We start from the raw sequence: 24689 nt of genomic DNA, 5'->3' as shown, positions 1-24689 counted from the left end.
TCATTACCTATTAGAATAACAAAAAGCCTCCGGATAAATCCGGAGGCTTTGGTCATACTCGCTATAAGCGAGATATTAACGGTTGTAGAACTCGACGATTTGTTTCTCATCGATATCCTGGGAAAGCTCGGAACGTTCTGGCAAACGAATGTATTTACCTTCGAAAGATCCTTCAGCAGATTCCAGGTAAGCTGGAAGGTGGGAACGGTTAGCAAGAGCTTCTTTGATGGAAGCCATGCTTTGGCTTCTTTCGCGAAGACCGATAACGTCGCCCAAGCTTACACGGTAAGAAGCGATGTCGACTTTTTTGCCGTTAACAGTTACGTGTCCGTGGGATACCAACTGACGTGCACCAGCACGGGAGTTAGCAAATCCAAGACGGTAAACTAGGTTGTCCAAGCGGCTTTCAAGCAAGAACATGAAGTTTTCGCCCGCAAGACCTGGAAGCTTTTGTGCTTTAGTGAAGAGAGTTTTGAATTGTTTCTCTCCCAAACCATACATGTGACGCAGTTTTTGTTTTTCCAAAAGCTGCATTCCGTAGTTACTTACTTTTCTGCGTTGGTTAGCTCCGTGTTGTCCTGGTGGAAAAGGGCGTTTCAAGTCTTTTCCTGTACCGCTAAGGGAAATTCCCAGACGGCGGCTGAGTTTGAATTTAGGTCCGGTGTAACGTGCCATGTTATAGTAGACTCCTTTATAATTGAAATTTCAGGGTAGGGCCTATTTGCGCCGCATTTCGTATCCGTGATTAGCATTAATGGCTTCCACACTGCCAGGGAAGTTCAGCCGCTGCCCTGGCAGTAACGAAATGCGTGAGGGTGACACAACGTTACGCCCAAGTAAGACTTGTTACAGTCTTGTTCAACAATAAATATTATATGAATACAGCATATAAAGTCAAGCGCTTATTAAAAGAGTTTTTGTCAATCTTTGTCGATAGTTCTTTGGTCCTAAAAAAAAGTCCCGGAAATGATGAAAATATAATGCAATGCACAAAGAAAGGGAGTAAAATATAGTTAATTAGTTGTTACTAGGGAAGATAGTTTTCTTAATCAAGATGCAAAGGGGATCTTCGTTATGTCAGAGCAGAAAGCATACGTCCATAAAGACAGCCGTATGCTGTTACAGGACAACTTACACGCTAGTAGAGATTCCGAAGATCCCACCGCCTGGCTTAGGGAAACGGAAATAGTAACGCATGACTTCCCTTATCTAGCAAATTTGATTGCAGACAGTTTCAATGAATGGTTTGGTGGGCTCAATGTCCTTCCATTCTCTAGATCATGGGAATGGTGTGTGCTGAATTTTGAAGGTAAATATATAAACAATAGTTTGGATCAACAAGAACTATGGAGGCAGCAGTGGGAACAGGCGGCGGCTTCAAGCTTGATTTCAGAAACAATCTCTGCCGTTCCGTTAACCGTAGAAGGTAAGGATCTGAGTTTTTTTACCATACCGCTATTCACTCGCGTCGACAATAAAATTTTTGCGTTTTTGGGCTGTTCTATGCCTACGCAACAATATGAAATGGGTGGACGAGATACTGCAGAAGCTATGTCGCTGCATTACCGCACCTGTTTTTATCATAAGTTTGAACATATATTTGTAGCTGATCTTGCAAGTACCCATATTCATGCAGAACGTGAAAGTAATCGTCGTTCATTGTTATTTCAGATTGTCCAGCGGATGCATGACAATATTGATGTAGATGCTGTACTTTCGGAAGTCATTGATAGCATTTCTGCGATGTATCCTGGAGCCAGACTCGACCTGTATATGTCACAAGATCACCGCAGCACTAATCCGCAAGTCAAACCATTACCTTTCCACATGTCCAGTGATGATGTCTGTGCAAGGGCGTTCAAGGATGGACGTGTTGCGCTGCACACTAGTAATGAAAATCACCGAAATGTAGAAATAGGGCTTCCGTTAGGTGGTAAGCAGGGGGTTTATGGAGTATTCCATATGGTGATGGATAATCCAATCTTCCCTGACGTTGATTTACGGTTTCTCACAATGGTAGCCGATACGGCAGGGACTGCTTTTGAGAACGCCAAGCTTTATGAGCGCTCCAATCAGTTAATCCGTGAGCTTCGCATGAGTAATGAGCTTACCCAACGTTTGAATCAAAGCTTGCGTTTAGGCGATATTTTTCAATTTGCGTTTGAAGAGCTACTTGAAATGTTTGGTGCAGATTACTGCTGTATCTTACATATGAATGAGGAAAAGGGTGGCCTAGAAGTTATTGCCTGCAACCATCCCTCATTGCAGAATGAAGTATTAGAAGTAGGGGCAGGTTTAGGTGGAAAGGTGTATTCCACAGGTGAGTCACTGATCATGTCTGACTACATAGATAATCCTAAGACAACTTCCCGACTAATGAATGCTACCGGTTCGCAGTCGTTGATTGCCACACCTCTTAGTGTAGGTGGAGAAGTGCGAGGTGCGATTATGCTGGCACATCGAGATTCTCATTATTTTTCCTATGACAACTACAGGCTATTGCAGGCGATGGCGGGACATATTGGTCTAGCAGTAGGTAACGCCAGGCTACATGCTGAAGTCAGACGTCTTGCGAATAGAGATAGCCTAACAGGTCTCTATGCTCGTCATTATTTGGACGAAGAGATAAAAGAAAGACAGTCTACGGACTTCTGCGGTTGTTTAATTGTTGTGGATATTGATCAGTTCAAAATCGTGAATGATACCTATGGTCATCAAAAAGGCGATAAGATTCTAAAAGAGGTTAGTGAAATTGTGAAATCTTCCATCCGTCAAGGCGACATTGCTGCGAGGTGGGGTGGGGAGGAGCTCTCCGTTTATTTACCGTTAATGGGAATGCAGCAGGCGGGTTATGTAGCTGAGCGTATACGCAAACGCGTTATGGAAGAAACCGAACCTAGTGTAACGGTATCCTGCGGAATAGCGGAATGGAGCTGGATGGACGATCGAGTAAGTGTTGAGTCATTATTTTATCGAGCGGATATGGCGCTGTATAAAGCTAAAAATAACGGCCGGAACCAAGTTGTTTATGATACGAAAGAAAATGATAGCAATATTAAGAATCCGTGAGGTAAGCCTCATGGGTTCTTTTTTTATATGCACAGTTATTCTGGCTCTAATTGCGGTATAAGGCTTGCAGGAAGGGAGAACCCTATACGTGGGTTGTACTTAAGTAAAATACTCCGAGAAAGGCCTGAGGTCCGTGAGAAAGCTATTATTACTTAAGGGAGGAGTCCCTCTAGTTCTGACACTGTATTGCCTGTTATGTAGCGGATGTAGCGTCATAAGAGACAAACCTGCGAAGGAAGATTTAAGTTTGGCGTTGGCAGGGATGGCTGGAAGTGATGAGGTTGTTTTTGAAGGGGCGAATATGCTGAAACGAGGGGGAACAACGGTTCCTGAATCCTTATTGTTCTACGGAGGCACAGTGGAGGATCATAAAAAGGTCAAGCTGTACACGCTTCTTCCAGATAAATCCATGACCAAAAAAACAGCAGCTGATGGCATTAAAGACTTAAAGAGTAGCGCATATGCTCTGAAATCTTATTACAGTCAGTTAGAGAAAAAAGAGGGCAGATGGGAACTTCAGACTACTGAAAATTCCTCGGAGGAGGGAAATCCATTACCTGCGCTAAATCCGCTAAAGCAACTCGAGGAGCTTGAGTCCATGGAGACGAGTGTAACCGAAGAGGCTGGAGCAGGCAGAGGGACAAGTGTGCTGCGAATCGAATTGACGCCTTCAGAGGCTAGGAAGCAGCTGTCTGCTGAATTGGAGAAAGAAATGCAGAACCTTCGTCCTAAAGTCCCCCAATCCGCTGAGAACAACTCAGAGGCTGATCAGGCAGTGACGAAAGCTTTGGAGAAGCTGTGGCAGAAGAAAAATAATGAGCTACAGCAAAAGCTGAAACAGGCTAATGTAGAAACGGTCTACCACCTAACGGTTGATAAGAAGCATAATCTTCCCAGAAGACTTACCTTGAATCGAAAAGTAAGCTATTCCGGTGAAATGATGAATATATCTGAAAATGAAACTTATGTATCTAAGGTGGATTTCACAGGTTACCGTTAATCTTTATATGGTTATGCAGGTCTTGCGCTCCATAAAGGGCGTGCTACAATAGAACAGCATGCTTATTTTTCAGACAGAGGAAGGAAGAGTACACAATGAAAGATCCCAGAATTCAAAAGCTGGCGGCAAATCTTGTAGGTTATTCCGTAGATGTTCAGCCAGGCGAGAACGTGCTTGTAGAAATGATTGGCAATGAAAGAGATTTAATCAAAGCTGTTGTTGAGGAAATCGGTAAAGCTGGCGGTCATGCTTTTGTTCAGTTGACAGATCGTACAGTCCTACGCAGCATGCTTAAATATGCAACACGTGAGAGTCTTCAGACATGGGCTGAAATTGACTTGAACCGGATGAAGCAAATGGATTGCTATATCGGCATCCGTGCAGGTGAGAATGTAAATGACCTGTCCGATGTTCCAGAAGAAAATATGAAATTGTATAATTCTTTGTATTCCCATCCAGTGCATAGTGAACAACGCGTGAAGCATACGAAGTGGGTAGTATTACGTTATCCCAATGCGAGTATGGCTCAGCTTGCAAATATTAGTACAGAAGCATTTGAGGACTTTTATTTCGAAGTGTGTAATTTGGATTACGCCAAAATGGACAAGGCTCAGGATGCATTGGCTGATCTCATGCGCAGAACAGATAAGGTACATATTTCAGGTCCTGGAACAGATCTTAAGTTCTCCATCAAAGGAATCGGTGCAGAGAAATGCTCTGGACAAAAGAATATTCCGGATGGCGAGGTTTACAGCGCTCCTGTTCGTGATTCTGTAAATGGAACGATCAGCTATAATGCACCATCCGTTTATAACGGAGTGACTTTTGAAAATATCAAATTCAAATTCGAGAACGGTAAAATTGTTGAAGCAACAAGCAATGACTCCGCTCGCTTGAATGAAATCCTGAATTCAGATGACGGCGCACGTCACATTGGAGAATTTGCCATAGGCTTTAACCCTTACATTTTGCACCCAATGAATGACATTCTGTTCGATGAGAAAATTGCAGGCAGCCTGCACTTTACACCAGGACAAGCATATGATGTTACAGATAACGGAAACCGGTCCTCCATTCACTGGGATCTTGTATTAATCCAACGTCCAGACTATGGCGGCGGGGAGATATATTTTGACGATGTATTAATCCGTAAGGATGGAATCTTCGTGTTACCAGAACTGGAAGGTCTGAATCCTGAAAACTTGAAATAAGCTGTAAAAGTAAGAAAACACCTTGCACAAGTAAGCGGATTCAAGGTATCATAAGAAATGATTACAAATGACTTATGTTTCATAATCAAGTTGCGGAGGGATTTCTATGTCCAGTAACAATGCGGCAATCGTTGATATTGCTCAAACGGCAGGTCAGTTCAACTCTTCAATCGTTCTTCAAGCGGACAACAAGTACATTGATGTTAAGAGTATCCTTGGTTTGTTCACGACTTTGGTATCAAGCCAAAGCTACGAGCTTCATGTTCACGGAACAGATGCAGAAGAAGCTAAGAAGGCAATGAGTGAAGTTTTTGCTAAACACGGTTTGAACTTTACAGTTGTAGCTGAGTAATAGTTGTATGTAAAGACGTCCTACCGATTTACGGTGGGGCGTTTTTTCTAGAAATAGATGAGGAATTAATGCCAGCCCTTATAAACAACATAGCTGCTTCTTTCAAATAAATGGTTAGTATAAACAGAATTGTTGTATTGATATCCGATTTCGACTAATATTAAGTAAAATAGTAAAAGCAGCTTAACTTTTGGACATGGGGGGGAAGAGGCATGACTTCGTCGGAATTACAGGAACAGTTTAATCTTAAAGCGATCAATCTTCTACAAGAAGATGCCGATAAAATTCAGCAACTTATTGAAGTGCAGATGGAAAATCTGGCAACACGCTACTGCCCTCTCTATGAGGAAGTGCTCGATACCCAAATGTACGGTTTCTCAAGAGAGGTCGATTTTGCGGTTAGAGCAGGTTTGGTGCCAGAGATTACCGGTAAAATGGTGCTGAGTAAGCTGGAGCGGAATTTAGCAGTACTCTATGAGGCATTGAATAACAAAGCAAAAGAAGAATAAGTTTTGATTTATAGTATTCATAGAAACGCACATGAGGACTTTCGTCACTCATGTGCGTTTTTTTTTTGAGAATTATAGAATGAATAGGGAAGTATTTATACTAGATAAAAGGAGACTCCGAGAATTAGATAAACCGTTAATAGCAAGAGACCCTCATACCAGTTGGTCGAACCATCCTGAGTGATTGATTTGGCAATAAAGACGGCGACACCAATGGCGACAATTTCGATCGTTGTAAACACAATGTCCATAGTATCACCCATGAAATAACTGGCGAAGATAAGTACAGGCGCTACAAATAGTGCAATTTGAAGACTGCTCCCGACAGCTATTTCTACTGCCGCACCGATTTTGTTCTTCATGGCTAGCATAATGGCTGCACTATGTTCTGCGGCATTACCGATGATTGCCACGAGGAAGGCGCCTACAAACAGTTCACTAAATCCAAAGCGCTCAGTTAGTGTCTCAAGCGTCCCTACCAGCCACTCACTCACAAAGGCTACCATTACGGTAGCAAGAAGTAGATAAAGGATGGATCTGTTTCTGGACCACTTAGGCGCATGCTCATGAGCCATTTCTTCCTTACCGGCTTCTGTAACGTCCTCTAGATGTTTCTTGTGCGTAATCATGGAGAAGACCAGCCAGGCCATGTAAGAAGCGATGAGCAGCCCAGCAACGATTAAACTCAGCACGTCTGTATCTTTTTCAGTTATGGAATGGGTATTGAAGAACATAGCCGGTACAAATAAAGCGATCACCGCTACGATCATAAGGGAACCATTCATACCGGCAAGGGTTACGTTAAAGTTCTGTACTTTGAACTTCATTCCACCAGCGAAAATACTTAAACCTAGGACAAGCAGCAGATTGCCAATAATGGAACCGGTAAGACTGGCTTTCACCATGTCGAACAGTCCTTCCTTCACTAGGAAAAAGGCAATGATTAGCTCTGCGGCATTACCGAAGGTAGCGTTTAGGAAGCCGCCTAACCGCTGTCCAGCATAATGTGCTACACTTTCTGTGGCGCGGCCCAGAAAGCCAGCCACAAATACAACGGCTACTGCAGAGAGAACGAACTGAAGCGTGTGGTCCCAATCTGCATAATGTCCTATGGCACTAAGGATAAAGGTGATTGCCAGCAAAGCTGGTGAAATCCATTTTTTCAATGTAAAGTACACTCCAATCTATGTATTCAGGATCAATTCATAATCAATATACCCAAATTATTCCTAAGTGTAAACGAGAAAGCGAGAAACTGATTTGCTTTTTAGCCTGTTTAGGAATTACAATAATTGATAATGAGTTAAGGGGGGATATGGCATGGCAGAACAACTTCAATTGGAAATGGGAAATATACGAATTTCAAATGACGTCGTCTCGAAAATTGCCGGATTGGCTGCCTTGGAGACTCCAGGTATTGCAGCCATGTCAGGTGGCCTATCAGAGGGCTGGGCAAAGCGTCTTAGTGGCAAGAACGTCCAAAAGGGCGTTACCGTTGAAGTGGGACAGCTAGAAGCAGCAGTAGACCTGCGTATAATAGTTCTCTATGAAACTCCGATACATGAAGTGTGCCGGATGCTTCAACAGAACGTACGCGAAGCTGTGGAGAGCATGACTGGACTTCATATTGTTGAAGTGAATGTCAAAGTTGAAGGCGTAGCCTTTAAGAACGATGAAATTGCTTAATGCAAAAGTGCTTGTACACAAAAAAGCAGTCCAAGATATTTAACTTGGACTGCTTTTTTATATATTCCATTACATCCGGATTTATGAATCTTACCGGGAACGAACTTGTCTAACTGTAGTTACAGATTTCGTGACTTCCTCTTTAGCTGGAAGATTAGTCTCTCTTGAAATGCTCAGCATAATTCCCATGGACAGCATACTCACAAGAAGTGAAGAACCGCCGTAGCTGATAAATGGCAAGGTTACACCAGTAAGCGGAATCGTCTTCGTTACGCCACCAATATTGACAAAGGCCTGAATGGCAATGAGGCCCATAATACCAATGCCCACTAGTGTGCCAAAGGGATCTTTACACCTTAATGCGATTAAAATACCTCGCCAGATAAAATACAGATATAACATCAGAAATAATGCCGTTCCTACAAAGCCGAATTCTTCACCAATGACGGGGAAAATAAAGTCCGTATACGGGTATTTAAGATAATCCAGCTTTTGAATGCTTTTGCCAAAGCCAGAGCCACTGACTCCACCTTGTCCGAGAGCGGTCAAAGACTGAATAATATTATATCCTTCGCCTTCAGCATCCTGATAGGGATCTATGAAAGCTTGAATACGGCCTTTTCTATAGTCCTGATTGGCAGCTACTTTGTCGGTTGCGGGGGAAAGAGAATCAATCGCTGCTTTAGCCCCCATAACAATTCCTACACCTAGCACCAAGAGTGCAATAGAGCCAAGGATATGCTTCATGCTGGCACCGCCTGCATAAATGACAAGTCCACTGGTAGCCACGAGAATAAGGCATGAGCCCAAATCTGGCTGCATCATAATAAGTCCGGCAACTATACCCACAATGACCATTACAGGGATATATCCTGTACGGAAATCTCTAAACCGTTCACCTTTTTTGGTAATCAGTGCAGAGAGATACAGGATAATTGATATTTTGGCCAGCTCGGTAGGTTGAATCCCTAGCTTCCCGATACTTAACCAGCTCTTGGCGCCATTGATTCTTTCGGAGAAGGCTACAATTAGCAGGAGAATAACGGTGATGATGAAGATAGGGACATACCACTTTTTGAATTTACTGTAGTGAATATTCATGGCTATAAACATAACAACGATTCCAAGTACGATCCAAATCATTTGGCGTTTCATGAAATATAGAGGGTCATTACCGAACTTCGAGCTTGCTAAGGTCAAACTGGAGCTAGCACTGAAGACCATGACTAGACCGAAACCCACAAGTAGTAGTGTTAAGATGAGTAGTTGGAAATCGGGTGTTCCTCTTTTGGGCAGGCTGACATTTTGTTTCGTCTTTCCCTTTCTGTTACTCAAGCCTCCAACAGCTGCTTTAATTCGAGAATCCGAGTAGCAGCAGTGTCCAATACTGGTTTAGGCACCGGGGAGTCATACTCCAGGCCATGGGGGAATGTTGCTTTCCCTAAGTATACGGCTTCAATTGCAAGTACGGCATCAGCTTTCTCCAGCTTCCCCTCGACAGCGCGAGTGTTGATGCGTAGAAAGTATTCGCCACCATCCTGTGGGTCTTCAATTTTGCAGTCGTAAGTGGCACGATAGTATTCCCATTGCCAGCGAATGAAGCCAGCCTTTGTCGCACTCTCGTCCAGATAGAGAAGATCACTCTTCAATCCTACGAGGCCCGTGTTCTCAAAAATCATAGCACGCATATCCCCCTTATGAAGTATAATGATGAATTCATGATCCGTTTGCTGATGTTCTACCTCATGATAGTATGTTTCTAAACGTTGTGCAAGAGTAGGCACCTCCTAACGATACCCAGTTTTTTGCGTTTCTGCTACAATAAAAGAATTATAGCCGTATACGGCTGGAACAAAGTGTACAGGACTGCTGTCGCATGCTATTGATGCGGGTTTATGAAGAAGGGGATGGAGAACGTATGAAGAGCTTAGCGGTTGATTCTCTCATGCCGGAGATCGTGGAATGGAGACGCCATTTACACCGTCATCCGGAGTTGTCTTTTCATGAAAAGGAAACGTCAGCATTTATAGCAGACAAGTTAGCAGAATTCGGCATTGAAGTTAGGAGAAGCACGTCTGGGTATGGTGTAACGGGTATATTGCGAGGACATCGGCCGGGGAAAACGGTAGTCCTTCGCGCGGATATGGATGCACTACCTATTAAAGAAGAGAATAAGAATGACTACGTTTCGCAAAATGAAGGAGTTATGCATGCCTGTGGGCATGATGGACACACTTCAATACTGCTGGGTGTAGCCTCTTACTATAGCAGCCGCCTTGAAGAGTTAGAAGGGGAGCTGCGTTTTCTTTTTCAGCCAGCGGAGGAGGTATGCCCGGGTGGTGCACAGGGGATGATTGCCGAAGGCATGCTGGAAGGCGCGGATGCGGTGTATGGTTTGCATTTGTGGACTCCGCTTCCAATGGGGACCGTGGGCAGTGCGCCAGGACCTCTTATGGCATCTGCTGATGAATTTTTCATTGATATCATCGGCCGGGGTGGACATGGCGGTATGCCGAATCGCACGATAGACAGTATTGTGGCCGGGGCGGCGCTTGTGACTCAGCTTCAGAGCATCGTAAGCCGCTCTGTGAACCCGCTGGAGCCCGCTGTTCTTAGTGTAGGAACCATTCAAGGGGGATTCGCCCAGAATGTCATTGCTGAGCATTGTCGCATTACAGGAACCGTACGGGCGTTCGACGAGGAGACCCGTTATCTGATCCGCAGCAGAATCGAAGAAATGACAGTTTCAATAGCTGGCGCATACGGTGCAGAAGCTAAGATAGACTATGTGATGGGATATCCGCCACTCGTAAATCACGAGGGCGAATACCAGCGTTTTTCCGAGGTGGCACCAGGAGCACTAGGAGAAGCTGTTCAAGTGATTCGGATGGAAAAGCTGATGCCAGCTGAGGATTTTGCCTACTATGTAAAAGAAATTCCTGGCTGCTTTATGTTCGTAGGGGCTGGGAATCCAGATAAAGATGCAGCTTACCCGCATCATCATAGCAAATTTGATTTTGACGAGGATGCTATGTTGCATGGGATGAAATTATTAATCGCTATGGCGAATTCCTGTTTGCAAGAGAAGACAATCGTATAATTTCGTTTCATAGAGGAGAACCTATTCCATAACATGGAGATTACGTTTAGGAGGGTTCGTTCTTGAAGACAGTGAAAGAGGTTATGACGAAGGATCCAGTAACAGTTACACTACTGGATAATGTGTATGAAGTCGCTGTTAAAATGAGAGAGCATGACACTGGATTTATACCAGTCATTGATAATGAAGACAATAAGACATTACTCGGTGTAATTACAGATCGTGATCTAGTGATTAGAGGTTACGCGGCTAAACACCCTGGATCAACAGCTGTGGAAAAGGTAATGAGTAGAGAAATTCAGACCGTCTCAGAGAATACATCTGTAGATGAGGCTGCAGAACTGATGTCGAGCTGGCAAATTCGCAGATTGGCTGTGACTAGTGGCCAGAAGCTGATGGGTGTAGTGTCCATCGGTGACTTGGCTGTGCGCAACATTTTTGCGGACGAGGCTGGAGAAGCGCTTCATGATATTTCGCAGCAGCATTTACATTAAATAGTTTGATAGGGAAGCTCATGACCGTTATGCGGGGATGAGCTTTTTCCTGTTCAAATCTAAGAAAATATAGATTTCACACAATACATTATCCTAATATTTCTCGCATAAACGCTTACCGTCCTTTTGAGACGCCGAGGGCGTTTTTGCTTGTATGAATGTAAGCAGATTACATAGCGCAGGCTTGAATAAAATTAATGATTGGGGAGGGAACGTTATGAATGAAACAGGGGCTTGCATTGTGCGAAGGGATCGGACGATTCTACTGGAATGTGCACATCCTGGTTTTGAGAAGGCTAGGAAAGAACTAGGAGCTTTTGCAGAGCTCGTAAAGAGTCCTCCGGCTTATCACACCTATAGAATCACTCCATTATCATTATGGAATGCTGCAGCGCTTAATTATACAGCTGAAACGATTATTTCGAGTCTGCATCAACTCGCGCGCTGGGGTGTTCCTGCCGGGCTGGAGGATGAGATCGCAACTCTTCTCTCTAGGTATGGAAAGCTCACCCTTCACGGTCAGGAGACTTCGAATGAGATCATTACGCTTAGGGCTGAGACAGCTGAGATTCTGAATGGACTATTTAATGAATCAGGTCTAAAGGAGTTAGGTTTGCAGAGAATAAATCCACTAGAAAGCTCATGCCGTGCGGAGAACAGAGGGCTTTTAAAGCAAGAGCTGATGAGACTAGGCTACCCTGTACTGGATTATGCTGGTTATCATGTCGGACAAGCTCTAAGTTTGACCTGGAAGGAGTCTCACAATCACGCAAAGGATGGAGCGAAAGGTGAAGCTTTTGGACTGCGTGAATATCAGCAGGAGGCTGTCCAGATGTTTCAAGGCATAGAAGGGCAGGGAGGCAGCGGGGTAGTAGTGTTGCCTTGTGGAGCGGGTAAGACGGTAGTGGGACTGGCCGTTCTTGAAAGTCTACAATGCGAAACACTGATCTTAACTTCAAATACAACTTCGGTAAGACAATGGGTAGATGAGCTGCTTGAGCGAACCGATTTGGCTGATGAGTCTATTGGCGAATACTCCGGTGAAAAAAGAGAAGTGCGGCCTGTTACTATAGCTACCTATCAGATATTAACGCACCGTCAATCCAAAGGCGGTCCTTTTCTCCATATGAAGCTGTTCAATGAACGCAACTGGGGTTTGATTATTTATGATGAGGTTCATCTGCTTCCAGCTCCAGTATTCCGGGCTACAGCAGATATTCAGGCTACTAGAAGACTAGGTCTCACTGCAACTCTGGTTAGAGAAGACGGGAAGGAAGGGGACGTATTCTCATTGATCGGGCCTAAGCGTTACGACATGCCTTGGAAGGAGCTGGAGCAGCAGGGCTGGATTGCAGAGGTAGAATGTGTCGAGATGATCGTACCGATGAGCTCTGAGCTGAGACAGAAGTATTTGTATGCGGAAGCGAAAGAGAAATTTCGTATGGCCTCATGCAATCCTGCAAAAGCTGAGGTTATAGTCGAGCTTCTAAAAGCCCATCAGGGATCATCGGTTCTGGTTATTGGACAGTATCTCGACCAATTAATTGAACTGGCGGATAAGATCGGTGCACCTCTGATTACGGGTAAAACGAAGCAGCGAGAAAGAGATGAGTTGTATGCAGCTTTTAACGAGGGAATAATACAGGTGCTTGTTGTCTCTAAAGTAGCGAATTTTGCGGTGAATTTGCCAGATGCGTCGATTGCTATTGAGGTTTCAGGAGCTTTTGGATCCAGGCAGGAGGAGGCCCAGCGCTTGGGTCGAATCTTGCGTCCGAAGGCGGGTGAGAACAAAGCGTACTTCTATACGCTAGTATCTGAAGATAGCCGGGAGCAGGAATTCGCTATGCGCCGACGGATGTTTTTAACAGAACAGGGGTATGAATATGTCGTTAAAATGGTGCCGAACGGAAAGGAGCGGACGATCCATTGAACCAGCTATCAGCGGAAGCCCTAGAGGTCTTAAAGCGATTATGTGCTGCTTACGCGGCCCAGCCCTTTGACGAGGGAAAAGAAGAGCGTTGGCGTCCTTCGACGCTCTGCCGGGCAGAGCAAAAGCTTGCAATGAATGAACTGCGGCACGCTGGGTTGTTAACTGCGAGGCATAAAATATTGGGGGAGAAGCTGTACCAAATTCCAGTTGAACAATTATTAGTGCTAGAACAAGAATTCTTCCCATACCAGCCTAAGTTTATTGAGGGTTATTCAGTAAATCTATCCATGGAGGCGGGTGCTGGACTGGCAGTAGATCTGTTTCGGGCCTTGCTGTTCATGGCTCGTGAAGGCCTGCCTTTTACCGCTAAGGGAATTATTCATAAAAAGAATTTAAATCGTTTAGCGGCTCAGCTTTCTTTTCAGGAAAAGCATTTAGCGGGGCTCTCTATGGGTAATCCTTCGAATGAGGTGGATGCCCTGTCAGCGGCTCTTGTAGTAGATATCATGTTGTGTCTTGGGCTTATTAGCAAGCTGAAAACAGGCTATAGACTTGACAAGGATATACTGGGACGTTGGTTGCAACTTCCTGAGACAAGAATGACTGACATCCTGTATGGGATTGTTATTCATCGTTTTGGAAGCATTGGGCCTGCCGATCAGCATTTTCGCTATTTAATATCCAGCACTGCTTTTGTACCCGAGAAATGGACAGTGTTGCCTGAGCTTCTGGACTGGATGGCAGATATGAATTTAACCGGAACAGTTGCCCGAAAAGAGCTGGAACAATCAAGCTTAAACTGGCTTCGTTGTCTAACAGGCTTTGGATGGTGTGAACTGGGGAGCACGCCTGAGGGTATCCAGTGTTTTCGCTGGACTGCTGCAAAACCGAAGCTGATGTACAGTAGTGAGTCCTTCCCTGATTCTGTGGCAGAGCATTCGAATGACCAGTTTATTGTGCAACCCGATTTTGAAGTCCTGATTCCACCGGATGTTCTCTATACTGTGCGCTGGGTTTTAGCTGAATGCGCTGAACTTCTGCAAACAGATACGATGTGGAGCTTCCGACTGACTCGTGAGATGCTAGTGCATGCATCAGAGCGAGGGATGCCTCCAGAAGAAGCGATAGCTTGGATTAAAGATCATGCACTGGGTGGTCTGCCATCTGTGGTGGAGCTGTCTTTAGAGCAATGGGGAAAGAGCATTGGCCGAACATCACTCTCTGAAGTGATTCTGTTGACTTGTCAGACGGAGGAGGACGGAGGGGCTATTGCAGCCCATCCGCGACTGCAAGAGAGCCTTAAACGTATCGGACCGCTTCATTTTCTTGTATCTCCGGAGAATGTGGAACAGATGCGTAAGGAGCTGTTCTTAGCAGGATTGGCCCCTTCTAGGATGATTGGAGGACGTGAGGAAGAGGTGGATGCTGAATGGACTTCATTTCATCAAGAAGCCGAAACCGGGCAAGCGTTGTATTCACTTCCAGAACTAAATGCTGAACTAAAGCTACTCGACAGAGGGAATCCCTTTTTAAACCTACCAGTTATTTCTCCTGATCAGGAGGAGGATATCTTATTAGGTGGAGAAAATGTGCCACAGATCTGGAGCAAGGAATGGCGCCATTATCATAGCTCAACCGCTCAGAAAGTAATGGAACAAGGGCTGAAATGGGGAATTAAGGTGCGGTTTTCCTTAAAGGACCAAATGTTAGATTTCATCCCCTCCAGAATAAAAGGTAATCCTTGGAAAGTGGAAGGCCATCTGCTGTATAACGATGGTGAAACGGTTGAGGAAATAGAGCTGGCCCCTGAAGACTGGAAGGAAATGAAGTTAGTAATTCCCAAAAGGCGAAGAAATTCCTCTTCTGCTGAAGCGAGTGATTATGGTATGATAGAAAAGTCTACTGAATTCGGTAGAACATTAACGTAGAAAAGAGCTGAGTTCATGAGCGTAGCGGAATTAAATACGGTCGATATGGCTGAAGTGCTGACATACGCCTATGAATTAGGCGATATGATTAATCAATCCGCCGAAGTGTCGGATTACTTATACTGGAAAGGACGGGTTGATTCGAACCCAGAAATTCAGGCCATGGTCAAACAGCTTCAAGCCAAGAAGGAGTTGTTTGAAGAAACACAGCGATTCGGACATTTTCATCCGAACTATCATTCAGCGAAGGATGAGGTTTCGGCAGTAGAAGCGGAATTGGAGAATTTTGAAGAGGTCGCTCGTTTTAAGCAGGCGGAGAAGACTCTTGATGACATTCTGCATTCCATGTCGGAAGCGATTGCTTTTTCAGTATCGGATAGCATTAAAGTACCAAGCAATGATCCTTCCCCTAAAGGTGGATGCGGTAGCGGGGGAAAATGCTCCTGCGGATAAGCTTCCCTTAGGATTTAGAGAGAGAAAGGCGGTTTAGCTTATGTTTGCGGAACGGACAGGATACATCATTTGGGTAAGTGACGTTAAAGCGGCACGTAACCTTGAGAAATACGGAACATTACATTATGTTTCTCGGAAAATGCATTATGCAGTGATGTATGTAAATGCAGAACGTGCCGAGGAGGTTATGAAGAATGTCCGCAGACTCTCCTACGTTCGTAAGATCGAAAGATCCTATCGTAACGAAATTAAGACAGAGTATACCAGTAATGGGCCGGACAAGTCCCGTAACTACGGTATGTAATTCTTGGAGATGAACAGGTGCTTAAGTAGCACCTGTTTTTTTATGCGCAGATCTCGGGTAACCGCGGTTTCTTCCGTGCTCTGGAACTTGTACAACTTTCAGCAATGAGGTAAGATGACAACATTAAGTACATACAAAGACCCTTATGGTGGAGTGTGATGATGATGCGCAACAAAGGGACGGATTGGCCCAGTTCTTACGAGCCCTTCCACATCATGCTGAACGACTACAGGGTCGCTGACATCGTTATAACAAATCATGCGAAGAGTCGTTATTTGGACCGGATCAGTAAAGGTGTAAGCGATGACGAAGAGGTCGCCGCATGGATGTGGCAGTGCCTGATGCAGAATCGGCTCAAGCCCTTTTCAGACAGTGATTTTAACGCGTATTTAATTGACGATGACTCTGTAGTAATCGCTGAGTTCACGGAATTGATAGGTGAAAAAGATATTTCAGGTCAGCCATTATATTCTATGATCATCGTTTCGTTTCTTGGGAGAATCTCTGCGACTCCACAGTTGAGAGATTTAAAAACTTACTTTTCGCTGCTGCGCAATTCCCGCCGCACTAAGCTAACGAAGAAGAAGCGTAAACGTAAATAGTGTATAAAGAACGAACAGGAGGCATGCGGCGGTGGCTGCATGTCCTTTTTGAAAATAAGAATATATAAGCTTCATATCGTACATAATCCCTTAAGTTTCTTTTATAGATAGCACAAGGAGTTGCAGAGCATGAACTTTCATCAATTACATATTTTTTATACTGTCTTAGAGCGAGGAAGCTTCTCGGCAGCGGCACAGACACTACATATGACTCAACCAGCAGTGACAATGCAAGTACAGGCGCTAGAGGATTATTTTGGAACCAAGCTCTTCAATCGTTCTACCAAAAAAATCATGCTCACCGAAGCAGGTCATACGTTAATGCCATACGCGCTGCGCAGTATCCAATTGATGCGGGAGACGGATCAAGCGATGTCGGCGTTTACGCATATGTTGGAAGGGCGCTTGCAGCTTGGGGCAAGCCTTACCATTGGGGAGTATGTGCTGCCACGGCTCTTAGGTCCTTTTGGAAAGCAATATCCGAACATTTCAATCATGATGAAGGTCATGAATACCTCGCAAATTATGGAGGAGATCCTAAAACATCAGTTGAATTTTGGTTTAATTGAAGCCTCGGTAACACATCCTGATATGGTGATTGAGCCGGTGATGGGGGATGAATTGAAGTTGATTGTGCCCCATGATCATCCGCTTGCAGAGCAGCAAGAGGTCACTTTGGAGGAGGTGCTTCAGCACCCTTTTGTTCTGCGTGAGCAGGGCTCAGGAACGCGACGTGTGATGGAAGAGCAGCTCTTCTCGAAGGGGCTTGATCCGGGATCGATGAAAATAGTGATGGAGCTTGGTAGTACGGGTGCTGTGAAGTCGGCAGTGGAGGCAGGTCTTGGGGTTACTATTATCTCGACTTCTTCTGTTAAACATGAGGTTGCGCTTGGACTACTGAAAATCGTGAATATCTCGGATGCCTCATTTAAAAGACAATTCTACGCCATTCATCTAAAATCGACACTGCTGCCAATTTCTGCAGTAACGTTCTTGACTTTTTTGCGCGAGCATTCGAATGATAACTAAAGCAATATGACCAGAGGCAGGAAACTTAGAAACTAGCGATAGAGGTGATAGAAATGGAGAATGAAACTAGACTGGATGAACTGAAGGGCGACAGACCGGAGAATATTGACGCCTCACGATGCGATCTTCACACGCATACTCAAGCCTCTGATGGCATGCAGCCACCGGAGGAAAATGTACGCCTCGCTAAAGAGAAGGGACTAATCGCAGTTGCCATAACGGATCATGATACTGTGGCTGGTGTGAAGGAAGCTCTCAAAGCAGGAGAGAAATACGGAATCACTGTTGTACCGGGTGTAGAGATCAGCACTCGTGCTGGAGGAAAAGATATTCACGTCCTTGGATACTACATAGATCCAGCAAATGAGTTGTTTCTTTCCCGTTTGGGAGGGCTAAGAGAAACCCGGGCACTAAGGAATGAGGCGATCCTCTCAAAATTACGTGGGCTTGGGATTGAAATTACGCTTGAGGCAGTTGTCGCGGGAATTGGACGGGAACTGAAGCCTGATGAGAGTATTGGGCGACCACATATTGCTGATGAGCTGGTTCGTCTTGGAGCAGCTACGGATATGAGAGATGCGTTCAATAAGTATTTAGCCGAAGGTGCAGCGGCTTACGTGTCACCCCCACGAATCACGCCCGAGGATGCCTGTGATTGGATCATCGAGGCGGGTGGGTCTCCAGTATTGGCGCATCCAGGCCTATATGGTGACGACCAGTTAGTACGAGGGATTATGGAGCGGGGGGCTTTTAAAGGGATTGAGGTTTATCATTCGGATCACGAACCCGCTGATTCAGAGCGTTACCTAACCATGGCTGAAGAATTCAGCTTAATTATAACCGGTGGCTCGGATTTTCATGGTGCCCGCCAAGGTGTTGTATTCCATGGAGATATCGGTAGTGTTACGGTTTCTGTTGAAGCGCTGGAACAGTTGAAGAAGGTTGCTGGCATGTTACGTCTAAACTAAGTTCAATCAGTTGCACATAATATACAAAAAAACGAAAACCGGCTGTCATCCACAAATGGACGACAGCCGGTTCTTTTTGTTAATTAGCTTCTCAGCGTATTTGGAAGACTCTTAATGCGATTTTCATCTGGAGTGACAAACAATGTTTTCTGATGATCATAGATCACAAATCCGGGTTTCGAGCCACTCGGTTTGCGGACATGGCGGATTAGTGTACAGTCTACAGGCACACTGCTTGACTGCTTCGCCTGACTGAAATAAGCGGCAAGCTGGGCGGCTTCTTCCAGTGTGGCATCTCCAAATTCCTCACTACGGATGACAACGTGAGAACCAGGAATATCCTTGGTATGCAGCCAAGTGTCATTAGGTGAAGCCAGTCGATTAGTGACGTATTCGTTCTGTAAATTATTTTTTCCGACATAAATGTCGATGCCTTCAGACGAGGTGAAGACCTGCAATGTAGGTCTGGTTGCTTTTTTCTTTTTCTTGCCTTTTTTGCTTCGGTCGCGAAGATATCCTTGACTTACAAGCTCATCGCGGATCTCTTCAATGTCATTCAATGAGGCATGGGCAAGCTGCTGAAGTAAACTTTCCATGTAGGATATTTCCTCATGGGTCTTAATCAGCTGCTCATTAATGACAAGGAGGCTGTTTTTATATTTGTTGTACTTTTTAAAATAACGTTGTGCATTATCCGATGGGCTTAATAAAGGGTCGAGTGGGATGACCATTTCTGCCTGATTTTCGTCATAATAATTGACCAAAGAGGCTTCTTTATCTCCTTTGGACACGGCATGTAAGGACGCGAATAGCAATTCACCCCAAATACGATAGCGATCTGCGTCTTGCGCTTCGTCTAGATCCTTCTGTAGATTGGCAAGCTTCTTAACGTTTTTGCTACGTTCGTTGCTCAGGAAACGGATCAAATCACTTACCCGTTGCTTCACCGTATCACGTTCAGCTTTATCCCCGTAATAATCCTCCATGCACTCACTAATCGTGTTATATTGCTTCGCATTCTCACCCAATAGAGATAAAGGAATCGCGGAAAAAATCATTTTCCCTTTCGCATTCGCACCTGAAACAGGAGAGAATTCGCAATTATGGACAGGTCCCATTACAGACTGGAAGGCGTCCCATAACTTTGTTGGAAATTCTGGTGCAGATCCCTGTGTATCACCTATCGCAAGGTCATTTCTGAGACGAAGAGCAATCTCTCCGGCAACAAGTGGACTCATTCCGCTGAAGGCATGCACCATCCAGCCTACCGGGTCAGCTGATGGGGAAGGACCGCCTGAGCCGTCAGGTTTCTGTTCAACCTCTTCTTTTGTAATCAGGTTGGCGAGCTCACCTTCAATGATTTCTTCCGGTTCGGCCTCCTTCTCATCTTCTTCCAGTAGAGCGGATTCTTCAGCAGCTGAGATCAAATTGAGAAATCGTTCTTTATCGATCTCCAGAGGGTTCAGCTTGTGTTGCTGAGGAGGCTCTGTGTAAGCGACACCGGGCATTACGATCCGGTAGCTGCTGATTGATGGAGTAACATGATGAATGCCGTCTATGATCGTTCCTGTGCCGAGCTCAGTAAGGATGATATTACTATGCCGTCCCATGAGCTCAATGATGATCTTTTTGGCAGAGACGTCTCCAAGCTCATCTCTAGTCTTAACATTTATGTGAATAATTCGTTCCATGCCTACCTGAGTGATACTCTCAATAGCCCCACCTTCACAATGCTTACGCATGAGCATGCAGAACATAGGTGCTTCTGACGGGTTTATGCTGCTTCTTTCTGTAAGATGCAGACGCGGATATGTCGGATTAGCAGAGAGCAATAGCTTGCCGCCGCCACCGGCACCCCGCAGGTTGAAGATAAGATCGTGATTGCTCGGTTGATATATTTTGCCTATACGCGCACCGATGAATGATTGCAGTTCGTGCACGATAGCTCGGGTAACAATGCCGTCTAATGCCATGATAAAGCTCTCCTGTCGACGTGAAATGAATTTCTGAAAATATAAGAAAGTATAAGTTTCACATCATACTTTATATCTTATATTTCTTGTTTAAACGCTTACCGCCCTTATAAGAACACCGAAGACGTTTAAGCTTACCTCTCTATGATGCCATACTTTGGGACATTCGTGCAAAAGGGGAATTGGTTAGGCGGTGATATTATTGGACGACCTTGAATACACTTGGTCATGAACAGGTGGAAAAGCTGTGCGCCGCCGGAAGTCAAGAAACGACCGGGAGGGAAAGAAAAGTCATGGAACAAAACAGTTGGCACCGGCTCGGTGCAGAAGAGCTGCAGAAAATGTTCAATGTCCATCCGAGGACGGGCCTCAGTGGAGAGGATGCCGCGGAGCGACGGAAGCAAAATGGGTATAACGAGCTGTCCGAAGGAAAGACCGTATCCCCGTTTACCCTGCTGTTGAACCAGTTTAAGGATTTCATGGTGCTTGTGCTTATGGGTGCGACGCTCGTATCCGGTTTGCTTGGCGAATATTTGGATGCCATCACGATCATCGCGATTATCCTTTTAAACGGAGCCCTTGGGTTTGTTCAAGAGTTCCGCGCCGAACGTTCGCTAAGAGCTTTAAAACAGCTCTCCGCACCTTCTGCCAAAGTACTGCGTGGGGGGAACAGTGAGGTCATTCCAGCAAAGATGTTAGTACCAGGTGATATTGTCTTGCTGGAGAGTGGTGATCGAATACCCGCGGATATACGATGGCTGGATTGCAGTTCTCTATATGTGGAGGAATCCGCGCTAACTGGGGAATCACTGCCTGTCTCGAAGCATTCGGATGTGATCCGCGCGGAGGAGATTCCGCTCGGCGATCAGAAGAATCTTGGGTTCATGGGCACAATGGTAACCAGGGGTACTGGTAAAGCTATCGTAATTCGTACGGGTATGGACACAGAGATGGGTAAGATTGCAGACCTGATCCAGAATACAGAGTCTCAGGAGACTCCCCTTCAGCATCGTCTCGAGCAGTTAGGAAAAATTTTGATCTATGTATCACTAGGTTTAACTATTGTAGTTGTAGCAGCCGGTATTTTACATGGACAGCCTGCCACAGCAATGTTCTTGGCCGGGGTAAGCTTGGCGGTCGCTGCGATTCCGGAAGGGCTTCCGGCCATTGTAACCATCGCACTTGCGCTGGGTGTGCAGAGGATGATCAAACGAAAGGCCATCGTTCGTAAATTACCTTCAGTGGAAACCTTGGGCTGCGCATCCGTCATCTGTTCGGACAAGACGGGTACATTGACTCAGAATAAAATGACGGTGACCCGATTATGGACGGGCGGACGTGGCCTTGAAGTAACAGGTGAAGGTTATGCTCCGAACGGACAGGTTCTGGAGAAAGGTAAACCGGTAGATCTCAAAAATGATCAAAGTTTAAGACGGATGCTACAGGTGGGTGCTTTGTGCAGTAATGCGGAGATTATTGAGACCTTTCCGACCGAAGTGCGAGGTAAGCGTAAAGGGAAGGATAAGGAGATTGTAGTTGATAAATCTTCTGACAGCTCATCGATCTGGGAACTCAAAGGAGATCCAACGGAAGGAGCTCTAGTAGCGCTTTCAGGGAAGATGGGTTTGACCGCCCAGACGCTAGCCGTAACCTACTCCCGTGAGAAGGAATTTCCTTTTGATTCCGAGCGGAAGTTAATGTCAGTTATTATTGGTCATCCCGGAGGAAGGATGGTATGTACGAAAGGCGCGCCAGATGTGCTGCTTAATCGCTGTTCGTATATGCTCTGGGAGGGCGGTGTCGTGCCTTTAACGCCAACATTGCGGCAGAAAGTACTTGATGCCAATGAGCAAATGGCTTCAGGTGCACTTCGTGTCCTAGGTATGGCTTATCGTGATATGCGTCCAAGTGAACATGTGGATAGTGAAAAGGATGCGGAGTGCCAACTTGTCTTTATCGGATTGGCTGGAATGATTGATCCGCCACGGCGTGAAGTTCGCGATGCCATTAGCGTCACACGCCGAGCAGGAATTAAGACTGTGATGATTACTGGGGACCATGGAACGACTGCAGAGGCCATTGCTCACCAATTAGGAATTCTGCAACGTGGGGGCACAGTATTAACAGGGGCTCAACTGACTCGGATGGATGATGATGAGCTGGATAAAGTATCGGATAATGTGTACGTATTCGCCCGCGTATCTCCAGAGCATAAGCTTCGTATTGTGAAGTCTTTGCAGCGCCGTGGTCATGTTGTGGCTATGACCGGAGACGGAGTCAATGATGCTCCAGCCATTAAAGCGGCAGATATAGGAATATCTATGGGGATCACTGGAACAGATGTGACCAAGGAAGCATCTTCATTAGTGTTAGGGGATGACAACTTCTCAACCATTGTTGCGGCCATTGAAGAGGGTAGAAACATCTATGAGAACATTCGTAAATTCATTCGATACCTGCTTGCATCAAATGTAGGGGAAATCTTGACCATGTTCTTTGCCATGATGCTCGGTCTGCCTCTGCCATTAGTGCCTATTCAAATTTTATGGGTCAACTTGGTGACAGACGGACTGCCAGCGATGGCGCTTGGTGTTGACCAGCCTGAGAAGGACTTAATGGAGCATAAGCCGCGTGGTGCAAAGGAAAATATTTTTGCCCGTCGTTTAGGGTGGAAGATCATAAGCCGTGGATTTTTAATCGGTTTATGTACGTTAGGAGCATTTTGGCTAACCTTACGTGTAGCACCAGAGAATCCAGCGCAGCTGATTCGAGCACAATCTGTAGCTTTTGCAACACTTGTTATGGCTCAGTTGATTCATGTCTTCGATTGCCGCAGTTCTCGTTCGGTGTTCCATCGAAATCCGTTCCAGAATAAGTACCTAGTTCTTGCTGTATTGTCATCCGTGATTTTGATGCTGGCTGTTATGTATATTCCATTTCTCCAACCCGTCTTTAAAACAGTGCCGCTTAATTTCCGTGAATGGTGTCTAGTATTTGTAACAGCGGGGATTCCGACCTTCTTGATGGGGGCTGGCAGTGTTTGGGGCGGTAAACGTAATCGTGGTCGTAGCGGCAGTAATTCGATGATAAAAAGTACAAAAATTTCGGCATAAAGTTAATAGTAACGCTCCATTCCTAAAGGTATACTTGTTGCAGTTAACAGCTCGTATCTAACTTAACATAACCTTTAGGAGTGGACTTTCAATGGAATTCACAAAAATGCACGGCCTAGGCAATGACTTCATCGTAGTTTTCGGCGAGCAAGAGCTACCAAGCAATGCAGCAGATCTTGCTGTAACGTTATGCAATCGATTCTTCGGAATTGGAGCGGACGGACTTGTATACATCCTTCCGTCTGAACGCGGCGATTACATGATGCGCATTATGAACTCTGATGGCTCGGAAGCAGAGCAGTGCGGAAATGCCATTCGCTGTGTATCCAAATATGTCTACGACCATGGCCTGGTAAACTCCGAGCAGATTGTTATTGAAACGATTGGTGCCGGAGAACAAAAGGTTACCTTGAATGTAAAAGACGGTGTAGTGGAAACTGTAACGGTTGATATGGGTGAACCTGTATTGTCCGGTCTTCAAATTCCGGTAGCTATTGATGCAGAACCCGTGCTCTCAGAGCGGATTGAATCGGATGGAACCGAATTTAAGTTTACTGCAGTATCTATGGGTAATCCTCATTGCGTTATCTATGTAGAAGATGCAGTTTCTTTCGATCTTGCGACATGGGGACCTAAGCTAGAGGTACATCCATTGTTCCCGAGAAAGGTAAACGTCGAGTTCGCGACGGTTCTGGATCGAGGCAGAGTAGATATGCGGGTATGGGAACGCGGAGCTGGACCAACACTTGCTTGTGGGACTGGAGCCTGCGCAACTTTAGTGTCTTCTGTACTCAATGGTCTGACAGACCGGGCGGCTTGGATTAGTCTAAAGGGTGGCGATCTCTATATTGAATGGAACGAAGAGGATAATCATGTGTATATGACAGGTCCTGCCGAGGTTGCATTCACAGGCAGTGTAGACATTTAGAAAAACACTTAAAAAGGCAGCCTAAGAGTAATCTCTTGGG

The 24689-nt window shown here is 45.3% G+C and carries 22 protein-coding genes; 17 read left to right on the top strand and 5 right to left on the bottom strand.

Going from position 1 to position 24689, the window contains the following annotated elements; translation table 11 throughout:
* Window positions 1-75: 75 nt before the first annotated feature.
* Window positions 76-675, bottom strand: a complete 600-nt coding sequence (gene rpsD / locus ACQKMP_RS02830) for a 30S ribosomal protein S4 (protein ID WP_042187338.1) — start codon at window positions 673-675, stop codon at window positions 76-78.
* 399 nt (window positions 676-1074) lie between these two features.
* Between rpsD and ACQKMP_RS02825 the strand changes: the two genes are divergently transcribed.
* The 5 genes from ACQKMP_RS02825 (at window position 1075) to ACQKMP_RS02805 (ending at window position 6141) form a co-directional block, all read left to right on the top strand.
* Entirely contained in the window at window positions 1075-3069 is a 1995-nt protein-coding gene (locus ACQKMP_RS02825; protein WP_427468780.1) for a sensor domain-containing diguanylate cyclase, read from the top strand.
* Window positions 3070-3316: 247 nt separating this feature from the next.
* The gene (locus ACQKMP_RS02820; RefSeq protein ID WP_427468779.1) at window positions 3317-4069 is read left to right on the top strand and encodes a hypothetical protein; all 753 of its coding nucleotides are present in this window, start codon (window positions 3317-3319) and stop codon (window positions 4067-4069) included.
* Between the two features lie 95 nt (window positions 4070-4164).
* Window positions 4165-5280, top strand: coding sequence for an aminopeptidase (locus ACQKMP_RS02815; RefSeq protein WP_076282932.1), 1116 nt, complete (start codon window positions 4165-4167; stop codon window positions 5278-5280).
* 106 nt (window positions 5281-5386) lie between these two features.
* Complete coding sequence (locus ACQKMP_RS02810) at window positions 5387-5632, top strand: HPr family phosphocarrier protein (protein WP_042126831.1); 246 nt, start codon at window positions 5387-5389, stop codon at window positions 5630-5632.
* 212 nt (window positions 5633-5844) lie between these two features.
* The gene (locus ACQKMP_RS02805) at window positions 5845-6141 is read left to right on the top strand and encodes a YlaN family protein (RefSeq protein ID WP_042126833.1); all 297 of its coding nucleotides are present in this window, start codon (window positions 5845-5847) and stop codon (window positions 6139-6141) included.
* A gap of 95 nt (window positions 6142-6236) precedes the next feature.
* On the opposite strand, the gene cax is transcribed toward ACQKMP_RS02805, so the two are convergent.
* Window positions 6237-7307 carry a calcium/proton exchanger gene (cax, locus tag ACQKMP_RS02800; protein WP_042187348.1) on the bottom strand — a complete coding sequence of 357 codons (1071 nt, stop codon included), beginning with the start codon at window positions 7305-7307 and terminating at the stop codon, window positions 6237-6239.
* Between the two features lie 154 nt (window positions 7308-7461).
* Here cax and ACQKMP_RS02795 point away from each other — a divergent pair, with 154 nt between their 5' ends.
* A complete protein-coding gene (locus ACQKMP_RS02795) occupies window positions 7462-7827 on the top strand; it encodes an Asp23/Gls24 family envelope stress response protein (protein WP_042126837.1) in 366 nt (121 codons plus the stop codon).
* A 90-nt stretch (window positions 7828-7917) separates the two neighbouring features.
* Here the strand turns inward: ACQKMP_RS02795 and ftsW are convergent, their stop codons facing one another.
* On the bottom strand, window positions 7918-9162 hold the full coding sequence (gene ftsW / locus ACQKMP_RS02790; RefSeq protein WP_042187350.1) for a putative lipid II flippase FtsW: 1245 nt from the start codon (window positions 9160-9162) through the stop codon (window positions 7918-7920).
* Window positions 9159-9506, bottom strand: a complete 348-nt coding sequence (locus tag ACQKMP_RS02785; RefSeq protein ID WP_042187352.1) for a YugN family protein — start codon at window positions 9504-9506, stop codon at window positions 9159-9161. The genes ftsW and ACQKMP_RS02785 overlap by 4 nt, the downstream gene beginning before the upstream one ends.
* Before the next feature lie 239 nt (window positions 9507-9745).
* On the opposite strand from ACQKMP_RS02785, the gene ACQKMP_RS02780 reads away from it, so the two are divergent.
* The 9 genes from ACQKMP_RS02780 to ACQKMP_RS02740 all read left to right on the top strand — a co-directional run bounded on the left by ACQKMP_RS02780 (window position 9746) and on the right by ACQKMP_RS02740 (window position 18635).
* Complete coding sequence (locus ACQKMP_RS02780) at window positions 9746-10927, top strand: M20 family metallopeptidase (protein WP_042193734.1); 1182 nt, start codon at window positions 9746-9748, stop codon at window positions 10925-10927.
* A 62-nt stretch (window positions 10928-10989) separates the two neighbouring features.
* Entirely contained in the window at window positions 10990-11421 is a 432-nt protein-coding gene (locus tag ACQKMP_RS02775) for a CBS domain-containing protein (RefSeq protein ID WP_042187355.1), read from the top strand.
* A 217-nt stretch (window positions 11422-11638) separates the two neighbouring features.
* On the top strand, window positions 11639-13351 hold the full coding sequence (locus ACQKMP_RS02770) for a DNA repair helicase XPB (protein ID WP_427468778.1): 1713 nt from the start codon (window positions 11639-11641) through the stop codon (window positions 13349-13351).
* Window positions 13348-15279 carry a helicase-associated domain-containing protein gene (locus ACQKMP_RS02765; RefSeq protein ID WP_427468777.1) on the top strand — a complete coding sequence of 644 codons (1932 nt, stop codon included), beginning with the start codon at window positions 13348-13350 and terminating at the stop codon, window positions 15277-15279. Before ACQKMP_RS02770 ends, ACQKMP_RS02765 begins: the two co-directional genes overlap by 4 nt.
* A 15-nt stretch (window positions 15280-15294) precedes the next feature.
* Window positions 15295-15732 carry a YlbF family regulator gene (locus tag ACQKMP_RS02760; RefSeq protein ID WP_042187363.1) on the top strand — a complete coding sequence of 146 codons (438 nt, stop codon included), beginning with the start codon at window positions 15295-15297 and terminating at the stop codon, window positions 15730-15732.
* Between the two features lie 40 nt (window positions 15733-15772).
* Window positions 15773-16036 (top strand): YlbG family protein, encoded by a 264-nt coding sequence (locus tag ACQKMP_RS02755; RefSeq protein ID WP_042126853.1) that lies wholly within the window; start codon window positions 15773-15775, stop codon window positions 16034-16036.
* A gap of 164 nt (window positions 16037-16200) precedes the next feature.
* Window positions 16201-16638: a hypothetical protein gene (locus ACQKMP_RS02750; RefSeq protein ID WP_042193736.1), complete on the top strand. Its 438-nt coding sequence runs from the start codon at window positions 16201-16203 to the stop codon at window positions 16636-16638.
* Window positions 16639-16767: 129 nt separating this feature from the next.
* Window positions 16768-17667 (top strand): selenium metabolism-associated LysR family transcriptional regulator, encoded by a 900-nt coding sequence (locus ACQKMP_RS02745; protein ID WP_042187365.1) that lies wholly within the window; start codon window positions 16768-16770, stop codon window positions 17665-17667.
* Between the two features lie 53 nt (window positions 17668-17720).
* The gene (locus ACQKMP_RS02740) at window positions 17721-18635 is read left to right on the top strand and encodes a PHP domain-containing protein (protein ID WP_427468776.1); all 915 of its coding nucleotides are present in this window, start codon (window positions 17721-17723) and stop codon (window positions 18633-18635) included.
* Window positions 18636-18718: 83 nt separating this feature from the next.
* Here the strand turns inward: ACQKMP_RS02740 and ACQKMP_RS02735 are convergent, their stop codons facing one another.
* Window positions 18719-20608: an Rqc2 family fibronectin-binding protein gene (locus ACQKMP_RS02735; RefSeq protein ID WP_427468775.1), complete on the bottom strand. Its 1890-nt coding sequence runs from the start codon at window positions 20606-20608 to the stop codon at window positions 18719-18721.
* 293 nt (window positions 20609-20901) lie between these two features.
* On the opposite strand from ACQKMP_RS02735, the gene ACQKMP_RS02730 reads away from it, so the two are divergent.
* Together ACQKMP_RS02730 and dapF are read left to right on the top strand one after the other, a co-directional pair.
* A complete protein-coding gene (locus ACQKMP_RS02730) occupies window positions 20902-23721 on the top strand; it encodes a calcium-translocating P-type ATPase, SERCA-type (protein ID WP_427468774.1) in 2820 nt (939 codons plus the stop codon).
* Window positions 23722-23812: 91 nt separating this feature from the next.
* Complete coding sequence (gene dapF, locus ACQKMP_RS02725; RefSeq protein ID WP_076282922.1) at window positions 23813-24649, top strand: diaminopimelate epimerase; 837 nt, start codon at window positions 23813-23815, stop codon at window positions 24647-24649.
* Window positions 24650-24689: the final 40 nt, after the last annotated feature.

The sequence above is a fragment of the Paenibacillus sp. NPDC101420 genome, from assembly GCF_050277435.1.
Taxonomy (GTDB): Bacteria; Bacillota; Bacilli; order Paenibacillales; family Paenibacillaceae; genus Paenibacillus_AQ.
Note: the sequence above shows the minus strand (reverse complement) of the source record. Positions and strands in the feature narration are given on the sequence as shown.

Coding starts and splice junctions, on each gene's coding strand:
- ACQKMP_RS02785 (WP_042187352.1), bottom strand. CDS start 9,506: ATGATTTTTGAGAACACGGGCCTCGTAGGATTGAAGAGTGATCTTCTC.
- ACQKMP_RS02745 (WP_042187365.1), top strand. CDS start 16,768: ATGAACTTTCATCAATTACATATTTTTTATACTGTCTTAGAGCGAGGA.
- dapF (WP_076282922.1), top strand. CDS start 23,813: ATGGAATTCACAAAAATGCACGGCCTAGGCAATGACTTCATCGTAGTT.
- ACQKMP_RS02735 (WP_427468775.1), bottom strand. CDS start 20,608: ATGGCATTAGACGGCATTGTTACCCGAGCTATCGTGCACGAACTGCAA.
- ACQKMP_RS02780 (WP_042193734.1), top strand. CDS start 9,746: ATGAAGAGCTTAGCGGTTGATTCTCTCATGCCGGAGATCGTGGAATGG.
- ACQKMP_RS02730 (WP_427468774.1), top strand. CDS start 20,902: ATGGAACAAAACAGTTGGCACCGGCTCGGTGCAGAAGAGCTGCAGAAA.
- ACQKMP_RS02755 (WP_042126853.1), top strand. CDS start 15,773: ATGTTTGCGGAACGGACAGGATACATCATTTGGGTAAGTGACGTTAAA.
- ACQKMP_RS02760 (WP_042187363.1), top strand. CDS start 15,295: ATGAGCGTAGCGGAATTAAATACGGTCGATATGGCTGAAGTGCTGACA.
- ACQKMP_RS02750 (WP_042193736.1), top strand. CDS start 16,201: ATGCGCAACAAAGGGACGGATTGGCCCAGTTCTTACGAGCCCTTCCAC.
- ACQKMP_RS02740 (WP_427468776.1), top strand. CDS start 17,721: ATGGAGAATGAAACTAGACTGGATGAACTGAAGGGCGACAGACCGGAG.
- ACQKMP_RS02825 (WP_427468780.1), top strand. CDS start 1,075: ATGTCAGAGCAGAAAGCATACGTCCATAAAGACAGCCGTATGCTGTTA.
- ACQKMP_RS02815 (WP_076282932.1), top strand. CDS start 4,165: ATGAAAGATCCCAGAATTCAAAAGCTGGCGGCAAATCTTGTAGGTTAT.
- ACQKMP_RS02810 (WP_042126831.1), top strand. CDS start 5,387: ATGTCCAGTAACAATGCGGCAATCGTTGATATTGCTCAAACGGCAGGT.
- ACQKMP_RS02795 (WP_042126837.1), top strand. CDS start 7,462: ATGGCAGAACAACTTCAATTGGAAATGGGAAATATACGAATTTCAAAT.
- ACQKMP_RS02805 (WP_042126833.1), top strand. CDS start 5,845: ATGACTTCGTCGGAATTACAGGAACAGTTTAATCTTAAAGCGATCAAT.
- rpsD (WP_042187338.1), bottom strand. CDS start 675: ATGGCACGTTACACCGGACCTAAATTCAAACTCAGCCGCCGTCTGGGA.
- ACQKMP_RS02770 (WP_427468778.1), top strand. CDS start 11,639: ATGAATGAAACAGGGGCTTGCATTGTGCGAAGGGATCGGACGATTCTA.